The 15,287-nt window shown below is 65.5% G+C and carries 11 protein-coding genes; 6 read left to right on the forward strand and 5 right to left on the reverse strand.

Annotated elements, in window-relative coordinates:
• Together CRO39_RS12495 and CRO39_RS12500 are read left to right on the forward strand one after the other, a co-directional pair.
• Entirely contained in the window at window positions 1-636 is a 636-nt protein-coding gene (locus CRO39_RS12495; protein WP_425479692.1) for a DUF2894 domain-containing protein, read from the forward strand.
• Window positions 637-759: 123 nt separating this feature from the next.
• On the forward strand, window positions 760-2,745 hold the full coding sequence (locus tag CRO39_RS12500) for a pyridoxal phosphate-dependent decarboxylase family protein (protein ID WP_097122314.1): 1,986 nt from the start codon (window positions 760-762) through the stop codon (window positions 2,743-2,745).
• Window positions 2,746-2,780: 35 nt separating this feature from the next.
• Here CRO39_RS12500 and CRO39_RS12505 read toward each other — a convergent pair whose 3' ends face one another.
• The 5 genes from CRO39_RS12505 to CRO39_RS20525 form a co-directional block, all read right to left on the reverse strand.
• Window positions 2,781-3,578: an aldose 1-epimerase gene (locus CRO39_RS12505; protein ID WP_238394636.1), complete on the reverse strand. Its 798-nt coding sequence runs from the start codon at window positions 3,576-3,578 to the stop codon at window positions 2,781-2,783.
• Window positions 3,579-3,582: 4 nt separating this feature from the next.
• Window positions 3,583-4,623, reverse strand: coding sequence for a glycoside hydrolase family 43 protein (locus tag CRO39_RS12510; protein WP_097122268.1), 1,041 nt, complete (start codon window positions 4,621-4,623; stop codon window positions 3,583-3,585).
• A 29-nt stretch (window positions 4,624-4,652) separates the two neighbouring features.
• Window positions 4,653-6,137, reverse strand: a complete 1,485-nt coding sequence (locus CRO39_RS12515; protein WP_097122269.1) for an MFS transporter — start codon at window positions 6,135-6,137, stop codon at window positions 4,653-4,655.
• Between the two features lie 206 nt (window positions 6,138-6,343).
• Window positions 6,344-9,307 (reverse strand): TonB-dependent receptor, encoded by a 2,964-nt coding sequence (locus tag CRO39_RS12520; protein ID WP_162125820.1) that lies wholly within the window; start codon window positions 9,305-9,307, stop codon window positions 6,344-6,346.
• Between the two features lie 132 nt (window positions 9,308-9,439).
• The gene (locus CRO39_RS20525; protein ID WP_141400790.1) at window positions 9,440-9,655 is read right to left on the reverse strand and encodes a hypothetical protein; all 216 of its coding nucleotides are present in this window, start codon (window positions 9,653-9,655) and stop codon (window positions 9,440-9,442) included.
• 114 nt (window positions 9,656-9,769) lie between these two features.
• Between CRO39_RS20525 and CRO39_RS12525 the strand changes: the two genes are divergently transcribed.
• The 4 genes from CRO39_RS12525 to CRO39_RS12540 all read left to right on the forward strand — a co-directional run bounded on the left by CRO39_RS12525 (window position 9,770) and on the right by CRO39_RS12540 (window position 15,286).
• Complete coding sequence (locus CRO39_RS12525) at window positions 9,770-11,080, forward strand: MFS transporter (protein WP_097122271.1); 1,311 nt, start codon at window positions 9,770-9,772, stop codon at window positions 11,078-11,080.
• 16 nt (window positions 11,081-11,096) lie between these two features.
• A complete protein-coding gene (locus CRO39_RS12530; protein WP_097122272.1) occupies window positions 11,097-12,113 on the forward strand; it encodes an endo-1,4-beta-xylanase in 1,017 nt (338 codons plus the stop codon).
• Between the two features lie 218 nt (window positions 12,114-12,331).
• Window positions 12,332-13,753, forward strand: coding sequence for a glucuronate isomerase (uxaC, locus tag CRO39_RS12535; protein WP_097122273.1), 1,422 nt, complete (start codon window positions 12,332-12,334; stop codon window positions 13,751-13,753).
• Between the two features lie 354 nt (window positions 13,754-14,107).
• Complete coding sequence (locus CRO39_RS12540; protein WP_097122274.1) at window positions 14,108-15,286, forward strand: endo-1,4-beta-xylanase; 1,179 nt, start codon at window positions 14,108-14,110, stop codon at window positions 15,284-15,286.
• The last annotated feature ends 1 nt before the right edge of the window (window position 15,287 follow it).

The raw sequence follows: 15,287 nt of genomic DNA on the forward strand, positions 1-15,287 counted from the left end.
ATGCCCGGTCACGCGGTCCTCGCTGCCTGGCGCGAACAAGGCGCCGACCGCATGGATCCCGTTGCCTTCCACTACATGGAGGCATTGCACCGGCGCGCCAACGATCATGGCGGCCAGACGCGGCGCGCACTGGAAGGCAAGCTGTCGGGCCTGATCCAGGACTACGCCGGCGCGCTGGAGCGGACCGCGTTCAAGGCCCCGGACCGCGGGCGCCGCACGGCGCCGGCGCGCGGTGCGCTGGGCGCATTGGTCGACGGCCTCGCCAGCCGCGCCGCGGCCCGCGATGGCGGCGCGGCAGACAGCGGCGCATCCGGCTCCGCGTTTCCGCAACTGGACGCACTGCACGACTTCCGCAAGATCTGGGCCAGCGTACGTACGGCCAGCCAGGTGCGGCGTTCGCTGGAACCTTCGCCCATGACCGCCGGCCCGCTCAACTCCGGCAGCCTGGTCCACCGCTCGCTGACGCTGATGCGCGAACTCTCGCCCGGTTATCTCCAGCAGTTCCTTGCGTATGTCGATGCCCTGTCATGGCTGCAACAGATGAACGGCAGCGGCGGCCTCGCGGCCAGGGACGCCTCCCCGCGCGACGGCGGCAAGCCGCGCACGCGCCCCAGGCCGCGCAAGCGTAGCCAATAGCGCAATCCGGTCCGGCCTTGATCAGAATCAAGGGACATGACCGGTTGGCGGCATAGGCTGTCTGCCATCGTCAGCGCCGCTGCGGATCGCCGCCGCGTCGGCCCGCCAGAGCAGGAACCGTCCATGTCCATCGATACCGAAACCCATCCGGCGCTGGATGCCTGTTTCCTGGGGCCCTACGGCGAGAACGACAGCCTGCTGGAGAAGCTGGTGGTCGAGTTCCTGCGGGATCACGTCTACTGGCGGCGCAATTTTCACCCCGAGGATCCGCCGGCCATCCCGACCAGCGCCGCGCACCATCCGGACTACCAGGCATTCGAAGCGCGGCTGCGGCGCGAGCTGCACCAGCTGTCGGCGGCGCTGAAGAAGTCGGTGCCGTTCCACAGCCCGCGCTATCTGGGGCACATGGTCTCGGATTTGCTCATCCCGGGCCTGGCGGCGCAGATGCTGACGCTGCCCTACAACCCGAACAACGTCAGCGAAGATGCCGCGCCGGTCACCGTCGATCTGGAGGTGCAGGTCGGCCTGCAGCTGGCGCGGATGCTCGGCTATCCGCACGATCCGGCGCGCCAGGACTGCGCGTTCGGGCACCTGACCTCGGGCGGCACGCTGGCCAACTATCAGGCCTTGCGGCTGGCACTGGCGTTGAAAGCCTTTCCGGTGGCGCTGCGCGCGGCCAAGGTGCCCGAAATCGGCGTGCCGGACGATGACGAAAGCGCATTCAATCTTGCGCCGGCCGCCGCCATCGGGCTGCTGGGGCGTTGGCAGGCATGGTTGGCGCTGCAAGCTGCACCGGCACGGCGCCGCTGGCAGGCGGCTGTGGCGGCCGAACGGCTCGAACAGCATGGCCTGGCGAGATTCTTCGCGCGGCATCCGCAGCTGCGCACGCCGGTGGTACTGGCGCCGGTGACCGCCCACTACTCGTGGAGCAAGGGCGTCAAGCTGTTGGGTCTTGGCCGCGGCCAGCTGCGGCTGCTGCCCGAGCGCGGCATGCGCCTGGATCTTGCGGCGCTGGAGGAAACGCTGGCCGATTGCCTGCGGCAGCGGCAGCCGGTGCTGCTGGCGGTTGCGGTGCTGGGCACTACCGAGTACGGCACCGTCGATCCGGTCGACGGCGTGGCCGACGCGCGCGATCGCTATGCTGCGCGCGGACTCGGCTTCAGTGTGCATGTGGATGGCGCCTGGGGCGGCTATCTGGCTTCGCTGTTCCGCCAGCCCGATGGCGGACTGCGCAGCCTGGACGCGGTGCGCGAAGGATTCCGCGCGTTTCCGGCGGCCGAGGTCCATGCCGCCTTCGGCGCGATCGCGCGCACCGATTCGGTCACGGTGGACCCGCACAAGCTCGGCTACCTGCCGTACGGATCGGGCGCATTCGTGTGCCGCGACAACCGTGCGATGGCGCTGCTGACCGAAGAGGCGGACTACGTGTTCCACGCCGCCAGCGCAGACGACTACCTGACGCGTTTCCGCAGCCTGGGCCAGTTCATACCCGAAGGATCCAAGCCCGGCGCCAGCGCCGCGGCGGCCTATGTCACCCACAAGGTGCTGCCGCTGGATTACGCGAACTTCGGGCGTCTGCAGGCGCAGACCATTCTGGCCGCCGAAGCCTTCCAGATGCGGGCGGAACGATTCGCGCAGGACATGCAGCCGCGCCTGCGCGTACTGGTGCCGTTTGCGCCGGACAGCAACCTGGTCTGCCTGGCGCTCAACCCGGCCGGCAATACCGACATCGGCGTGGCCAATGCATTCCTGCGCAAGCTGCACGGCGTACTGCGCTGCGACCCCAGCCAACCGCTGCAACTGAAGGAGTTCTTCGGCTCCATCACCAGCCTGCGCCAGGACGCGGTGGGGGAAGACGGGATGCATCGCATCCTGCGCGCGCTTGGCCTGGATCCGTCCACGGCATCGGACTGCGCCGAAGATCGCCTGCTTATCCTGCGGCATACGCTGATGAATCCCTACGTGATCGACCGGCACAACGGGATCAGCTACATCGATCTCTATTTCCAGTTTCTGGCGCGGACCGTCGACCACTTCCTGGCCAAGGCGGAAATGCCGTGCGTACGGCCATCACCCTGTGAGGAGGGCAGCCGCGAAGCGCTTGGCTGAAGTCCGGCGGCGCGTGCCTGCGCGGGTCTTCCGCGTCATAGCCACTCCATCAGAAACCACGCCGCGCAGGTCGCGCCGGGCGCAAGCCGGGTGGGGCCAAGGTTGAAGCCGTCGGGCGGGCCGCTTTGCGGCTCCACGCAGGTGGCGTCGTCGCGTTCGTCGTAGACGACCCAATGCGCGCAGTCGGACGTCAGCCGCACGCTCTGCCCGCCGCGGTGGAGGATTACCGGTTCGCGATTGATGAAGCAGTCGTCCCATGGCCGCGGCGGCGGCGGCGCCAGCGGCAGGATGGCAATGCCGTCGCGGTCGCGCGGGTAGGCCTGGGTGGGCGCGAACTCGATCCGCTCGGGCTTGCGGAACCACGGGTGCCAGCCAATCACCGCCGGCATCGCCTGCGCGCCGGCCGTCACCGACAGCTCCATCCGCAACCGGTTCCCGTCGACTTCGAAACGCTGCCAGGCGCTGCCGCCGAACGGCCAGCGCGCATCGCAGGGCAGCTGCAGCGAAAGCTCGGCATGCCGGGGCGAATGCCCGACCACCTGCCATGGCAGCTTGTAGCCAACGCCGTGGATGGCGTGTTCGCCATGGTCCAAAGGCAACTGATAGGGGTTGCCCTGGAAACCGAACCGGCCGTGGCGAATGCGCCCGGCCCATGGCAGCATCGGGTAGCTGCCCCAGGCGATCGGCGCCGCGTTCTGTTCGCCGTAGCCAAGCAGCCATTCGGCGCCGCCCTGCCGGATCTGCGCAATCCTGCCCCCTGCGGACGCGGCAATATCCACCGACAACGGCCCGCTGGCGATCGCGATCAGCGGGCCGCACGCGGCGGCGCTCATTGCGTCATTCCGCGGCACGCGCGGCCGGGCGCCGGTTGGCGTAGGGGCGAATGGTGATGATGCGGCCATGCTCGTCGTAATGCAGCTCGGTCATCTTGACCGAACGCAGATGGGTCACCCCGCCCGACAGCAGAGCGTCGTGATAGAACAGATACCACCTGCCCTGGAACTCGCAGATGGAGTGATGGGTGGTCCAGCCGACCACCGGGGTGAGGATCTTACCCTGATAGGTGAACGGGCCGTACGGGTTGTCGCCCACGGCATAGCAGATGAAGTGGGTATTGCCGGTCGAGTAGGACAGGTAGTACCTGCCGCGGTAGCGGTGCACCCACGGTCCTTCGAAATAGCGGCGGGCGTGGTCGCCGGCCCGCAGCGGCTGGCCGGCTTCGTCGAGGATCGCGATCTCGCGCGGCGCTTCGGCGAAACGCTTCATGTCATCGCTCAATCGTGCCACCCGCGGGCCCAGCGCCGGCGCGTCGTCGGCCGGCTCGCCATGCGCCGGGTCGTAGACGTTGTCGCGGTACTTCTGCAGCTGTCCGCCCCAGATGCCGCCGAAGTACAGGTAGCTGGCGCCGTCGCCATCGCTAAACACCGCCGGATCGATGGAGTAGCTGCCTTCGATGGGCTCCGGCTCGGGTGCGAACGGGCCGGCGGGGCCGTCGCCCGTGGCCACGCCAATCTGGAACCTGCCATCGGCGCGCTTGGCAGGGAAGTAGAGGAAGTATTTGCCATCCTTGCAGGCGGCATCCGGCGCCCACATCTGCCGCTCGGCCCACGGCACGTCCTTCACATGCAGGGCGACGCCGCAATCCACCGCCTCGCCATCGGGCGAATCCATGCGCAGCACATGGTAGTCCTCCATGCCGAAGTGGCTGCCTTCGTCGTCGAAGGGAACGCCGGCATCGATATCATGGGAGGGATAGACGTAGATCCTGCCTTCGAATACGTGGGCCGAAGGATCGGCGGTATAGATATGCGTGACCAGCGGTTGCGAAATCGCCTGGCTGGCCAGCATATGAAGATCGGACGCCGGTTCGTCGGACATTACGGGTACCTGTTCAGTAGGAAAGCCAGTCATGGGGCCGCGCCGGCCTGCAGCCGGCGCATGCGCAGATCCTGTTCGATGCGCGTTTCCATGGCCTTGTTGATGCGATAGCAGAACAGCAGCGCGACGGCCACCAGGAAGGGCAGCGAGCAGTACACGCTGATGGCCATGCGGATGCCGGTGACGGCTTGCGGCGGCTGCACCGCTGCGCCGGCTTCGTAGGCGTATACGGCCAGAATTCCGGCCACCAGGGCGCCGCCGATGCTGAGGCCGATCTTCAGGCCGCACAGCATGGCCGAGAAGATGATCGCGGTGGCGCGGCGGTTGTTCTTCCACTCCGAGTAGTCCGCCACATCGGCAATCATCGCCCACAGCAACGGAATGGTGATGCCGTAGCAGAAGCCGTGCAGGATGAAGGAACCGAACACCAGCGCGATGGCGGTGGGCGGGAAGAAATAGAACGCCAGCAGGAACAGCGTGGAAGCGAACAGCGCACCGCCGAACACGTCGCGCTTGCCGAAGCGGTCGGCCAGCGGCCTGGAAAAGCCGATGCCGACGATCATGAAGATGATGCCGCCGGCATTGAACAGGCTGAAAGCCGAGGTGGGCGCATCCTGCGGCCATTGGAATCCGGCCAACCCGGCGCTGGTCAGGAGCGCGTTCAAGCCATCGATGAATCCGTTGAAGCCCACCCCCTGCAGGAAGGCGGCCAGGTGCGGCTCGCTCAGGTAGTACTGGAAGTAGTAGATGTACATGCCGCCCTTGAGCGCCAGGTTGGCGAACACCAGGATGGTCAACGCCAGCATCACCCGCCACGGGCCGTTTCTGGCCAGGTCGCCCAGGTCCTGCAGGACGCCGGATTTCTGCTCCGGCGCAGGCACGATGCGTTCGCGCGTGGTGAAGAACGTGATCAGGAAGAACGCCGTGCCGACCACGGCGAACAATGCGATCGTGTTCTGGAACCCCTGGACCTTGTCGCCGCCGCCCAGGATCAGCACCAGCGGCAGCAGCAGCACCTGGATGATGAACTGCGCAATCATCACCGCCACGAAGCGATAGGCCGACAGGCTGTTGCGCTGGCCCATGTTGCCGGTCAGCACGCCGCTGAGGGCCGAATAGGGAAGATTGTTGGCGGCGTAGACCAGCACCAGCAGCGTATAGGTCACCAATGCGTAGATCACCTTGCCCTGCGCACCCAGGTCCGGCGTACTGAAGGCCAGCAGCGACAGCACGCCGAACGGAATCGAGGTCCACAGGATCCAGGGCCGGAACTTGCCCCAGCGGCTGCTGGTGCGGTCGGCCAGGATGCCGATGATGGGTGTGAATACGAACGCTCCCAGCAGGCCGACCACAAAGATGATGGTGGCGGCGGTGCCGGCGGGTATCCGGTACACATCGGTATAGAAGAACGCCAGAAACGTCACCAGCGTCTGGAAGATCAGGTTGGCCGCCAGGTCGCCCAGGCTGTAGCCCACTTTCTCCATGACCGACAGCTTTTCCGAAGTGCTATGCATGGCGACAGTGTTCTCGTTGCGGGCGGAGTGGCGGAAACAGCTTGGACGATTCGATTGCGATCAAGTTATCCCAATCCAGGCGCGCAGCGCGACAATCGCCGGCGGCATTGTCCCGCGCAATGCGGCTGGGCGCGCCGAAAAAGACGGCCCACCCGGCACCGGGGCGCCGGAGTGGACCGTGGAGGGAAGCGAAAATGGATCAGCGCTCAAAACTTGCCCCGGACCCCCAGCATGACGGTGGTCCCCGGGTCGTAGTACTCGTACGTGGCATTGTCCCAATGGAACGCCTGGCGCATCGGTTCACCAGTGATGTTGATGACGTTCAGCGTGATTTGCGGCTCCGTCGGTAGCGAGGTGAAGGTGTAGCTGGCAGAAAGGTCGAGCTGGCCGCGCGCATCGATCGTACGCCGCGCGTACGGGATCCCGTTCTCGTTGGTCTGGGAGGCAATCATGTCATCGGTCCAGGTATAGGACAGACGCACCGAGGCAACATCGTTTTCCCAATAGGCCGTGGCATTCCAAAGATCCGGCGCCACGCCCACCGCCACGGCCGGTGCGTCGCCTTCGGCCGACTGCTTGATCTTGGTGTAGTTGGCCATGAAGCCCAGGCCATTCACCCACTTGTCGAGCGGCTGCACCCAGATGGCTTCCCAGCCGCGTATGTTGAGGGTTCCATCGGCATTGACCTGCTGCTGCACCGTCACCGTCGCAGCATCGGGACCACCGCGCGCGTTGATCGCACCGCGCTGGCCGTCGTTCAGATCCTCGAACGCAATGCCCAGCTCGCGGAACGGAATGGTCTGCGTTCCCAGTACGGTGAAGCCGTCGATGCGCTTGTCGAACAGGGTCAGACCGATAAAGCCTTCATCGCCGGTATACCACTCGCCACCGATATCGAAGTTGGTGGACAGGTATGGCGTCAGATCGGGATTGCCTCGGGTCGCCTGCTGCGCCACCGGATCGCTGAAGTTGGTGTTCGGCAGCATGTAACTGGGGTTCGGGCGGGTCATCGTGCGCGAGCCCGACATACGCAGCACCACGTCTTCGGCCACGTCCCACGCAGCACTGAACGATGGCAGCACTTCCTTGTAGTCGGACTTCAGGGTGACATAGTTGCGGGCCGTTCCGGTTTGAACCGGACCGCGCGTCTCCTGATCGGTGGTGACGTAGCGTACGCCGGCGTTGAAGCGCAATGGGCGGTCCAAGATATCCGCTTCGCCGTTGAGCTCGACATACAAGCCCAGGTTCTTCTCATGGACGCCGCCGGTGGACGCCGCCGTGTTGGCGGCACCGGATTCCGGTGCGTTGTCGCGCAGTTCGTAGTAGTTCGTGTCGCGTTTGAAACGGTCGAAATCGACGGTAACGAAGCCGTGCGGCCCAGGCTTCAGATACGACGCCAGGCTGGCGTTCGGTACGGCCGCCAGCGGACCGCCCGCACATGGCAGCCGCGGATCGGGCACGGAGCCGTCGGGGTTCAACCCGCGGCAGGCAACGTCTTCCCACGCCGCGCTATTGTCGAAGCCTTGGATACGACGCTCGGCTTCGTCATAGGCGATGCCCACCGTGATGTTGCTTCTGTCGTCGCCGAACTGCAGGTCGGCGCGCGCACCCTGGGTTTCGGTGACCCGCTTTTCGTTCTGAATGTTGACGCGCCCGCCTTCCCAGGTCCAGCCGAGGTTCGGGTCGTTCAGATCCAGGTCGGTCTGCCAGGTGGGGAAGTCGCCTCCCTGGTTGAGGTACTGGATCGTGGTGAACGGCGTGTTGACCAGGACGGTAGGGGATTCACGGAACATCCAGCTGCGGCCCAGGTTGGCCTGCACATCCAGCTTGATGTTGTCGTTCTCGCCAAAGAATATCTGCGCACCCGGATTGATGTTCCAGAACTGCACGTCTTCGAAGTAGGGCCGCGCTTCCAGGAAGAACTGCGCATTGGCCAATGTCGCGCTGGTGATGACGTTATTGCCGTCGAGCTGCATGTCGATCGGGATGGCACCATTGGCGGCGAAGTTGCGCATGACCAGGTTGATGGCGAGACGCTCGTTGGTGCGGCGCGCCTTGGAGTACATCGTATCCAGGTAGAAGCTCATGTCCTCGTTGGGCTTCCATTCGAACGAAGCCACCACGCTGTCGCGGTCGCGGTCGCCAGACATGTGCACCGGCCGGCCCAAGCGCGGGACCAACGCATCGCTGATCTGGTCGATGGTCAAGCCGGGATTCAGGGCCAGCAACATGTCGCGGGTAATGAGTGCACCCGGTGTTAAGCCTGCGCCAATGGTGGATGCGTTGTCAGGCACCGTATCCGGAATGCGCCAGTTGCCGCCGCCATTGATATTGCACTCCGCCGGCTGGTTGGTGGCCGGGGTCCCGGTAGGCGGCGTCAATCCGCATTGGTTGTAGGTCAGGCCGGGATTCGTCCAGCCGATAGTTTCGAAGCCCTCGACACCAATCTTTCCACGCACCGAGGAAACCCCAACCAGCGCACCGAAGGTGCCGGCTTCATTCGTCCAGCTGCCCATGATCGAGCCGCGCGGGCTGGTCTTTTCGCTGATGTCGTTGTATTCGGCCTGCAACTGGTAGGTGAAGTGCGTGCCCGGGTTGTCGAACGGCCGCGCGCTGCGCATGTCCACAACGCCCGATACCCCGCCTTCCAGCAGGCTGGCCATCGGCGTCTTGTGAACCGTCAGCTGGGTGAAGAATTCGGTCGGCAGCAGATTCAGATCGACTTCGCGATTCTGGTTCTGGGCGTTGAGGCCGATGGAGGCGGTGGCAACGGAGCTTCCATTGAGCGTTGTCTTGGTGAAGCTGGTGCCCAGGCCGCGAATGGCGACGTTCACGCCCTCGCCGTTGACGTCACGCCCGAGCTGGATGCCGGGAACGCGGCTCAACGATTCAGCGATGTTCTGGTCCGGAAACTTGCCGATGTCCTCGGCGAAGATCGAGTCGGTGAAGCCGGTCGAATCGCGCTTGGCGTCAGTCGAGAACTGAAGGCTGCGGCGGTAGCCGGTGACCGATACCCCGTCCAGCTCGGTGACCGCCTCCGGCTGCGCGGCCGCGGACGGCGTTGCCTCTTGCTGCGCCTGCTCCTGGGCAATGGCTGAAGCGCTGGCCATGCCAAGCAACGCCGCACTCAATGCGAGCGACAACGCCGTTCTTGCGATATGGACTTGCACCGTACTCCCTCCCGTTTCTGGTGATCGACGGCGCGCAGTTGCATGGCAGTGCGCGCCGGTGGCGGATTGCCTCTGGCTGGAAACCTGACAGCCTGTGCCGCCTCGGCCTCACTTGATTTGATGGTAGCGCTATCATTCCAGCCCCCGCACGCTGCATAGCAACATCGTCCAAACAGGCATGGCCGGCTTGCGATGCACTGCAACATAGGGGTTTTTGCAATCCGCGCGCATTCGACGGCCCTGTGCGGCAGCGCCAGTAGCATCGGCAAGTATGCCTGTGATAATGATAGCGCTATCAAGCAAGCGGGCTTCCGCCTTGTCCGCAGGGAAAACAGCGATGAAACCCATGGCCACCGGCGCATACGCGGTATTGCAACGCAGCAATCGTCGCCGCAGCCAGACGATGGCAGCCGCGGCCGCTGCGCTCCCGGCCGGACCGCTATCGCTGCCGGCGGGCCGCGCATGAGCGAGTTCCCCACCGCCGCCGGCCAATCCAGCGCGAAGATCGGCATGTACCGCTGGCGCATCTGCGCCATGCTGCTGGCGGCGACCACCATCAACTACATCGACCGCCAGGTGCTGGGCGTACTGGCGCCGTTCCTGCAGGAGGAGATCGGCTGGAACGAGATCGAGTACGGCTACATCGTCACCGCATTCCAGGCGGCCTATGCCATTGGCCTGCTCTGCACCGGCGCGATCATCGACAGGCTGGGCACCCGTATCGGCTACGCCATCGCCATCGCTGTCTGGAGCATTGCCGCAATGAGCCACGCGCTGGCCGCCAGCGTGGTCGGCTTCATGCTGGCGCGCTTCATGCTGGGCCTGGGCGAGGCCGGCAACTTCCCGGCCGCCATCAAGACCGTTGCCGAATGGTTTCCGCGGCGCGAGCGCGCGCTGGCCACCGGCATCTTCAATTCCGGTTCCAACATCGGCGCCATCGTCGCGCCGCTGATGGTGCCGATTGTCGCGGTGACCTGGGGCTGGCAGGCGGCATTCCTGGTCACCGGCGTGTTGAGCATGACCTGGCTGGCCGCATGGCTGCTGACCTACCGCCCGCCGGAACAGCAGCCGCGGCTGACCGCTGCCGAGCTTGCGCACATCCGCAGCGATCCGCCCGAAGCCGCCGTGCGGGTGCCGTGGGCGCGCATCCTGCGCCACCGCCAGGCCTGGGCGTTTGTTGCCGCCAAGTTCATCACCGACCCGGTGTGGTGGTTCTTCCTGTTCTGGCTGCCCAAATTCCTGCACGCCGAGTACGGCCTGACGCTGCTGGGACTGGGCTTGCCGCTGATCGTGATCTTCGTGCTGGCCGACGTGGGCAGCATCGCCGGCGGCTGGCTGGCCGGTCGCTTCATCAAGCTGGGCTGGAGCGTCAACCGCGCGCGCAAGGGCGCGATGCTGGTCTGTGCGCTGTGCGTGGTGCCGATCGTGTTTGCGGCGCAGGCGGACAACCTGTGGCTGGCGGTGGGGCTGATCGGGCTGGCGACCGCGGGGCACCAGGGTTGGTCGGCCAATGTGTTCACGCTGACTTCGGATATGTTTCCGCGCCATGCGGTCGCTTCGGTGGTCGGCATGGGCGGTTTTGCCGGCGCGGTCGGCGGCATGATGATCGCCACCTTCACCGGCTTCCTGCTGGAAGCCACCGGCAGCTACCTGCCGCTGTTCCTGATGGCCGGCTCGGCATACCTGGTCGCCTTGGCGGTCGTTCACGCGCTGGCGCCGCGGCTGCAGCCCGCGCGGCTGGACACCGGGCCTGCAACTTCGCAATCGCTCTGATCCTGGGAGGGACGACATGAAAAACGCCCGCACCGCCTTTTCCGCCCTGCTGCTTGCGCTGCCGCTGGCCTGGCAGGCGCAGGCTGCGCCGTTGGCCGCGGGCCAACCGAAATTCCTGGGCAGTGCGTACAGTCCGGCGCAGGCGCCGGGCTTTGCCGACTACTGGAACAAGGTCACGCCGGAGAACGCCGGCAAGTGGGGCAGCGTGGAAGCCGAGCGCGACCGCATGGACTGGAGCGCGCTGGACGAGGCGTACCGCTTCGCCAAAGCCAACGGCTTTCCGTTCCAGATGCACGTGCTGATCTGGGGCAACCAGCAACCGGAATGGATCAAGACGCTGCCGCCGGCCGAACAACGCGAGGAAATCGAGGAATGGTTCGCCGCTGTCGCGCGGCGCTACCCGGAGCTGGATTTCGTCGAAGTGGTCAACGAGCCGTTGAACGACCCGCCCGGCAAGGACGACGAAGGCGGCGGCAACTATATCCAGGCGCTGGGCGGCAGCGGCGCCAGCGGCTGGGACTGGATCCTGGAGTCGTTCCGGCTGGCGCGCAGGCATTTCCCCCGCTCCACGCTGATGATCAACGACTACAGCATCACCAACAGCGAGGACGCCACGCGGCGCTATCGCGAAATCGTCGAACTGCTGCAGCAGGAGAAACTGGTCGATGCGATCGGCGTGCAGGGCCATGCCTTCGCCACCACCGCGGAGACGCCGATGTCGGTGCACCGCGCCAACCTGGACCATCTGGCCAAGACCGGCCTGCCGATCTATGTCACCGAACTGGATATCGATGGTCCCAGCGACGAAGAACAGCTGCGCGACTACCAGCGTATCTTCCCGGTGTTCTGGGAGCATCCGGCCGTCCGTGGCATCACCCTGTGGGGTTTCCGCCCCGGCCTATGGCGGGAGAAAGAACGCGCCTACCTGGTTCGAGAGGATGGAAGCGAGCGTCCTGCACTGACGTGGCTGAGGCGCTATGTTCGCGGTGAAGCCGGTTCGGGTACGGCTACCACGCCCGCAGTGGCGCGTTAGCTACAGGACGAGCGTATGCGCCCGTTTTTTCCGCCGTTTCGGCGAACGCCGGAAGGACCTTTCAACGGTCGAAGGCTGGCCATCCATGTTGTCGTTGCCGATGCCGGAAGCGACGGCAGAACGGATCCTCGCATTGGCTGGGATGACGGCCGGGACATTCGAAAAACCGGGTTGGACAGTCCATATTCGCGGCACAGCATCAAGAACGGATCGACATCATGAATGGGCACTCCACCCTTGCGTTGCACGAAGACCGTCTGTTCCCGCCGGATGCCCTGCAGCGCGCGATCGCGCGGCGGCTTTACGCGCAGGTGGCCAATCTGCCCATCGTCAGCCCGCATGGCCATACCGACCCGGGCTGGTTCGCCGGCAATGCGCCATTCGCCAATGCGACCGAACTGCTGCTTGTCCCGGACCATTACGTATTCCGCATGCTCTACAGCCAGGGTGTCGCGCTGGATGCGCTGGGCATCCCGCGTAGCGACGGCACCCGTGCCGCGGTGGAGCCGCACGCGGCGTGGCGCTTGTTCGCGGAGAACTTCCACCTGTTCCGCGGCACGCCATCGTCGCTGTGGCTGAACCATGTCTTCCACGACATCTTCGGACTGCGCGTGCGGCTGGAGGCAGGCAGTGCCGACCACTACTACGACCGCATCACCGGGGCCTTGCAGACACCGCAGTTCCGCCCGCGCGCGCTGTTCGAGCGATTCAATATCGAGGTCATCGCCACCACCGAATCGCCGCTGGATCCGCTGCAGCAGCATGCGGCCATCCGCGACAGCGGCTGGAGCGGGCGCGTCATCACCGCCTACCGCCCGGACCCGGTGGTCGATCCGGAACATGAGCAGTTCCCGGAAGCACTGCAGCGGTTCGGCGAGATCACCGGCGAGGACGTCCACACCTGGCCTGGCTATCTGCGCGCGCACCGCCGGCGCCGCGCCTTCTTCGCATCGATGGGCGCCACCTCGACCGACCACGGCCATCCCAGCGCCGCGACCGCCGACCTGTCCGAAGCCCAGGCGCGCGCGTTGTTCGACAAGGTCGTGCGCGGCGTGGCCACTGCGGCGGACGCGGAACTGTTCCGCGCACAGGTGCTCACCGAGATGGCAGCGATGAGCCTGGACGATGGCCTGGTGATGCAGCTCCATCCGGGCTGCTTCCGCAACCACAACCTGGGCCTGTTCGAGCGCTACGGCCGCGACAAGGGTGCCGATATCCCGCTGCGCACCGAGTACGTGCATGCACTGAAGCCATTGCTGGACCGCTTCGGTAATGAGCCGGGATTCAAGCTGATTCTGTTCACGCTGGACGAAAGCGCCTATTCGCGCGAACTGGCGCCGCTGGCCGGCCATTACCCTTCGCTGTTCCTGGGCCCGGCCTGGTGGTTCCACGACGCGCCGGAAGGCATGTGGCGCTTCCGCGAACAGACCCTCGCCAGCGGCGGCTTCTACAATACGGTCGGCTTCAACGACGATACCCGCGCGTTCCTGTCCATTCCCGCGCGGCATGATGTCGCACGCCGCGTCGATTGCGCGTTCCTGGCCAAGCTGGTGGCCGAACACCGGCTGGATGAAGACGAGGCCACCGAGGTCGCCATGGATCTCGCCTACCGGCTGCCGAAGCGGGCCTACAAGCTCTGATATGGATCGCCCTTCCTTCGCAACGCCTTGTAGGAGCGATGTAAGTCGCGATGGGGCTTTCCCGGTAGAGCTCCACCGCGACTCACGTCGCTCCCGTACGTTTCAGATGCACATGGATCCTTTCCAAGATGAGCATCAGCCGCCGCATCACCGCGTTACCAATACTGGTGCTCACGTCGATCTGCCGCACGACTGAGCCATCGCAGGGCCATTCCTGACCGAAGGCCCACACGGCAGCATGGGCCGGCTGCCCAGTTGGGGCTTCGGCTGGTACCGCAAGCACGAACGATGGCGCTTCCGCTTGCGCCACGGGACCCGGGTGTGAAGGCTGTGAATACTGGGAGAACCTGCCGGATGACTGCACGCTATCGCAAGACGACATTCCTGACCCTGGCGCTGCTCGCCGGCCTGGCGCTTGGCGCAAGCGCCGCCGCAGAACCGCCCGGCGCCCCGGACAGTCTGAAGGAGGCGTATGCCGAGGCCTTCCTGCTGGGCGTGGCCGTCAACGACGACATCGTCTCGGGCAAGGATGCACGGTCCCAGGCGCTGGTGCCCATCCACTTCAACGCGGTCACTGCGGAAAACGTGATGAAAGCCGAAGTGCTGCATCCGCAGCCCGGCGTATGGGATTTCGGGGCCGCCGACGCCTTTGTGGCGTTCGGCGAAAAGCACGGCATGTTCATCATCGGCCACACGCTGGTCTGGCACAACCAGACGCCGGAGTGGTTCTTCCAGGACGATGCCGGCAAGCCGAACACGCCGGCACGGCAGCTGGACCGGATGCGCGCCTATATCGCCACCGTGGCGGGCCGCTATACCGGCCGCGTGCACGCCTGGGATGTGGTGAACGAGATCATCGGCGAAGACGGCGAGTACCGCGACACGATCTGGACGCGCACGGTCGGCGATGGCGATGCGGTGGTGCGTGCGGCCTTCGAAGCGGCCGCGCGCCATGCGCCGGATGCGGAGCTGTACTACAACGACTTCAATGCCTGGCGGCCGCAGAAGCGCGATGGCATCGTGCGCATGGTGAAGATGCTGCAGAAGGCGGGCATCCGCATCGACGGCATCGGCATCCAGGGCCACTGGGGATTGAACTACCCGCGCACCGAGCACATCGAGGCGGCCATCGACGCCTATGCGGCGCTGGGCCTGAAGGTGATGATCACCGAACTGGATGTGGACGTGCTGCCCTTGACCAAGCAAGGACAGATCATCGGCACCGGCATGGCACACCCGCAGTTCCAGCTGGAGGAGTTCAAGCGCTTCCTCGACCCCTATCCCGACGGCCTGCCGGCGGAGATGGAGCGGCAACTGAGCGAACGCTATGCCGAACTGTTCGGCATCTTCCACCGCAAGCGCGATGCGATCTCGCGGGTCAGCCTGTGGGGCGTGCACGACGGCATGTCATGGAAGAACGACTACCCGATTCCGCACCGGACCAACTACCCGCTGCTGTTCGACCGCGATGGCCAACCGAAACCCGCGCTGGACGCGGTGCTGGCGGTGCCCGCGCTGCAGGCTGATCGATAGA

Source organism: Pseudoxanthomonas wuyuanensis, from assembly GCF_900215535.1.
Classification (GTDB): domain Bacteria; phylum Pseudomonadota; class Gammaproteobacteria; order Xanthomonadales; family Xanthomonadaceae; genus Pseudoxanthomonas_A; species Pseudoxanthomonas_A wuyuanensis.

Coding starts and splice junctions, on each gene's coding strand:
- CRO39_RS12495 (WP_425479692.1), top strand. CDS start 1: ATGCCCGGTCACGCGGTCCTCGCTGCCTGGCGCGAACAAGGCGCCGAC.
- CRO39_RS12500 (WP_097122314.1), top strand. CDS start 760: ATGTCCATCGATACCGAAACCCATCCGGCGCTGGATGCCTGTTTCCTG.
- CRO39_RS12505 (WP_238394636.1), bottom strand. CDS start 3,578: ATGAGCGCCGCCGCGTGCGGCCCGCTGATCGCGATCGCCAGCGGGCCG.
- CRO39_RS12510 (WP_097122268.1), bottom strand. CDS start 4,623: ATGTCCGACGAACCGGCGTCCGATCTTCATATGCTGGCCAGCCAGGCG.
- CRO39_RS12515 (WP_097122269.1), bottom strand. CDS start 6,137: ATGCATAGCACTTCGGAAAAGCTGTCGGTCATGGAGAAAGTGGGCTAC.
- CRO39_RS20525 (WP_141400790.1), bottom strand. CDS start 9,655: ATGGGTTTCATCGCTGTTTTCCCTGCGGACAAGGCGGAAGCCCGCTTG.
- CRO39_RS12525 (WP_097122271.1), top strand. CDS start 9,770: ATGAGCGAGTTCCCCACCGCCGCCGGCCAATCCAGCGCGAAGATCGGC.
- CRO39_RS12530 (WP_097122272.1), top strand. CDS start 11,097: ATGAAAAACGCCCGCACCGCCTTTTCCGCCCTGCTGCTTGCGCTGCCG.
- uxaC (WP_097122273.1), top strand. CDS start 12,332: ATGAATGGGCACTCCACCCTTGCGTTGCACGAAGACCGTCTGTTCCCG.
- CRO39_RS12540 (WP_097122274.1), top strand. CDS start 14,108: ATGACTGCACGCTATCGCAAGACGACATTCCTGACCCTGGCGCTGCTC.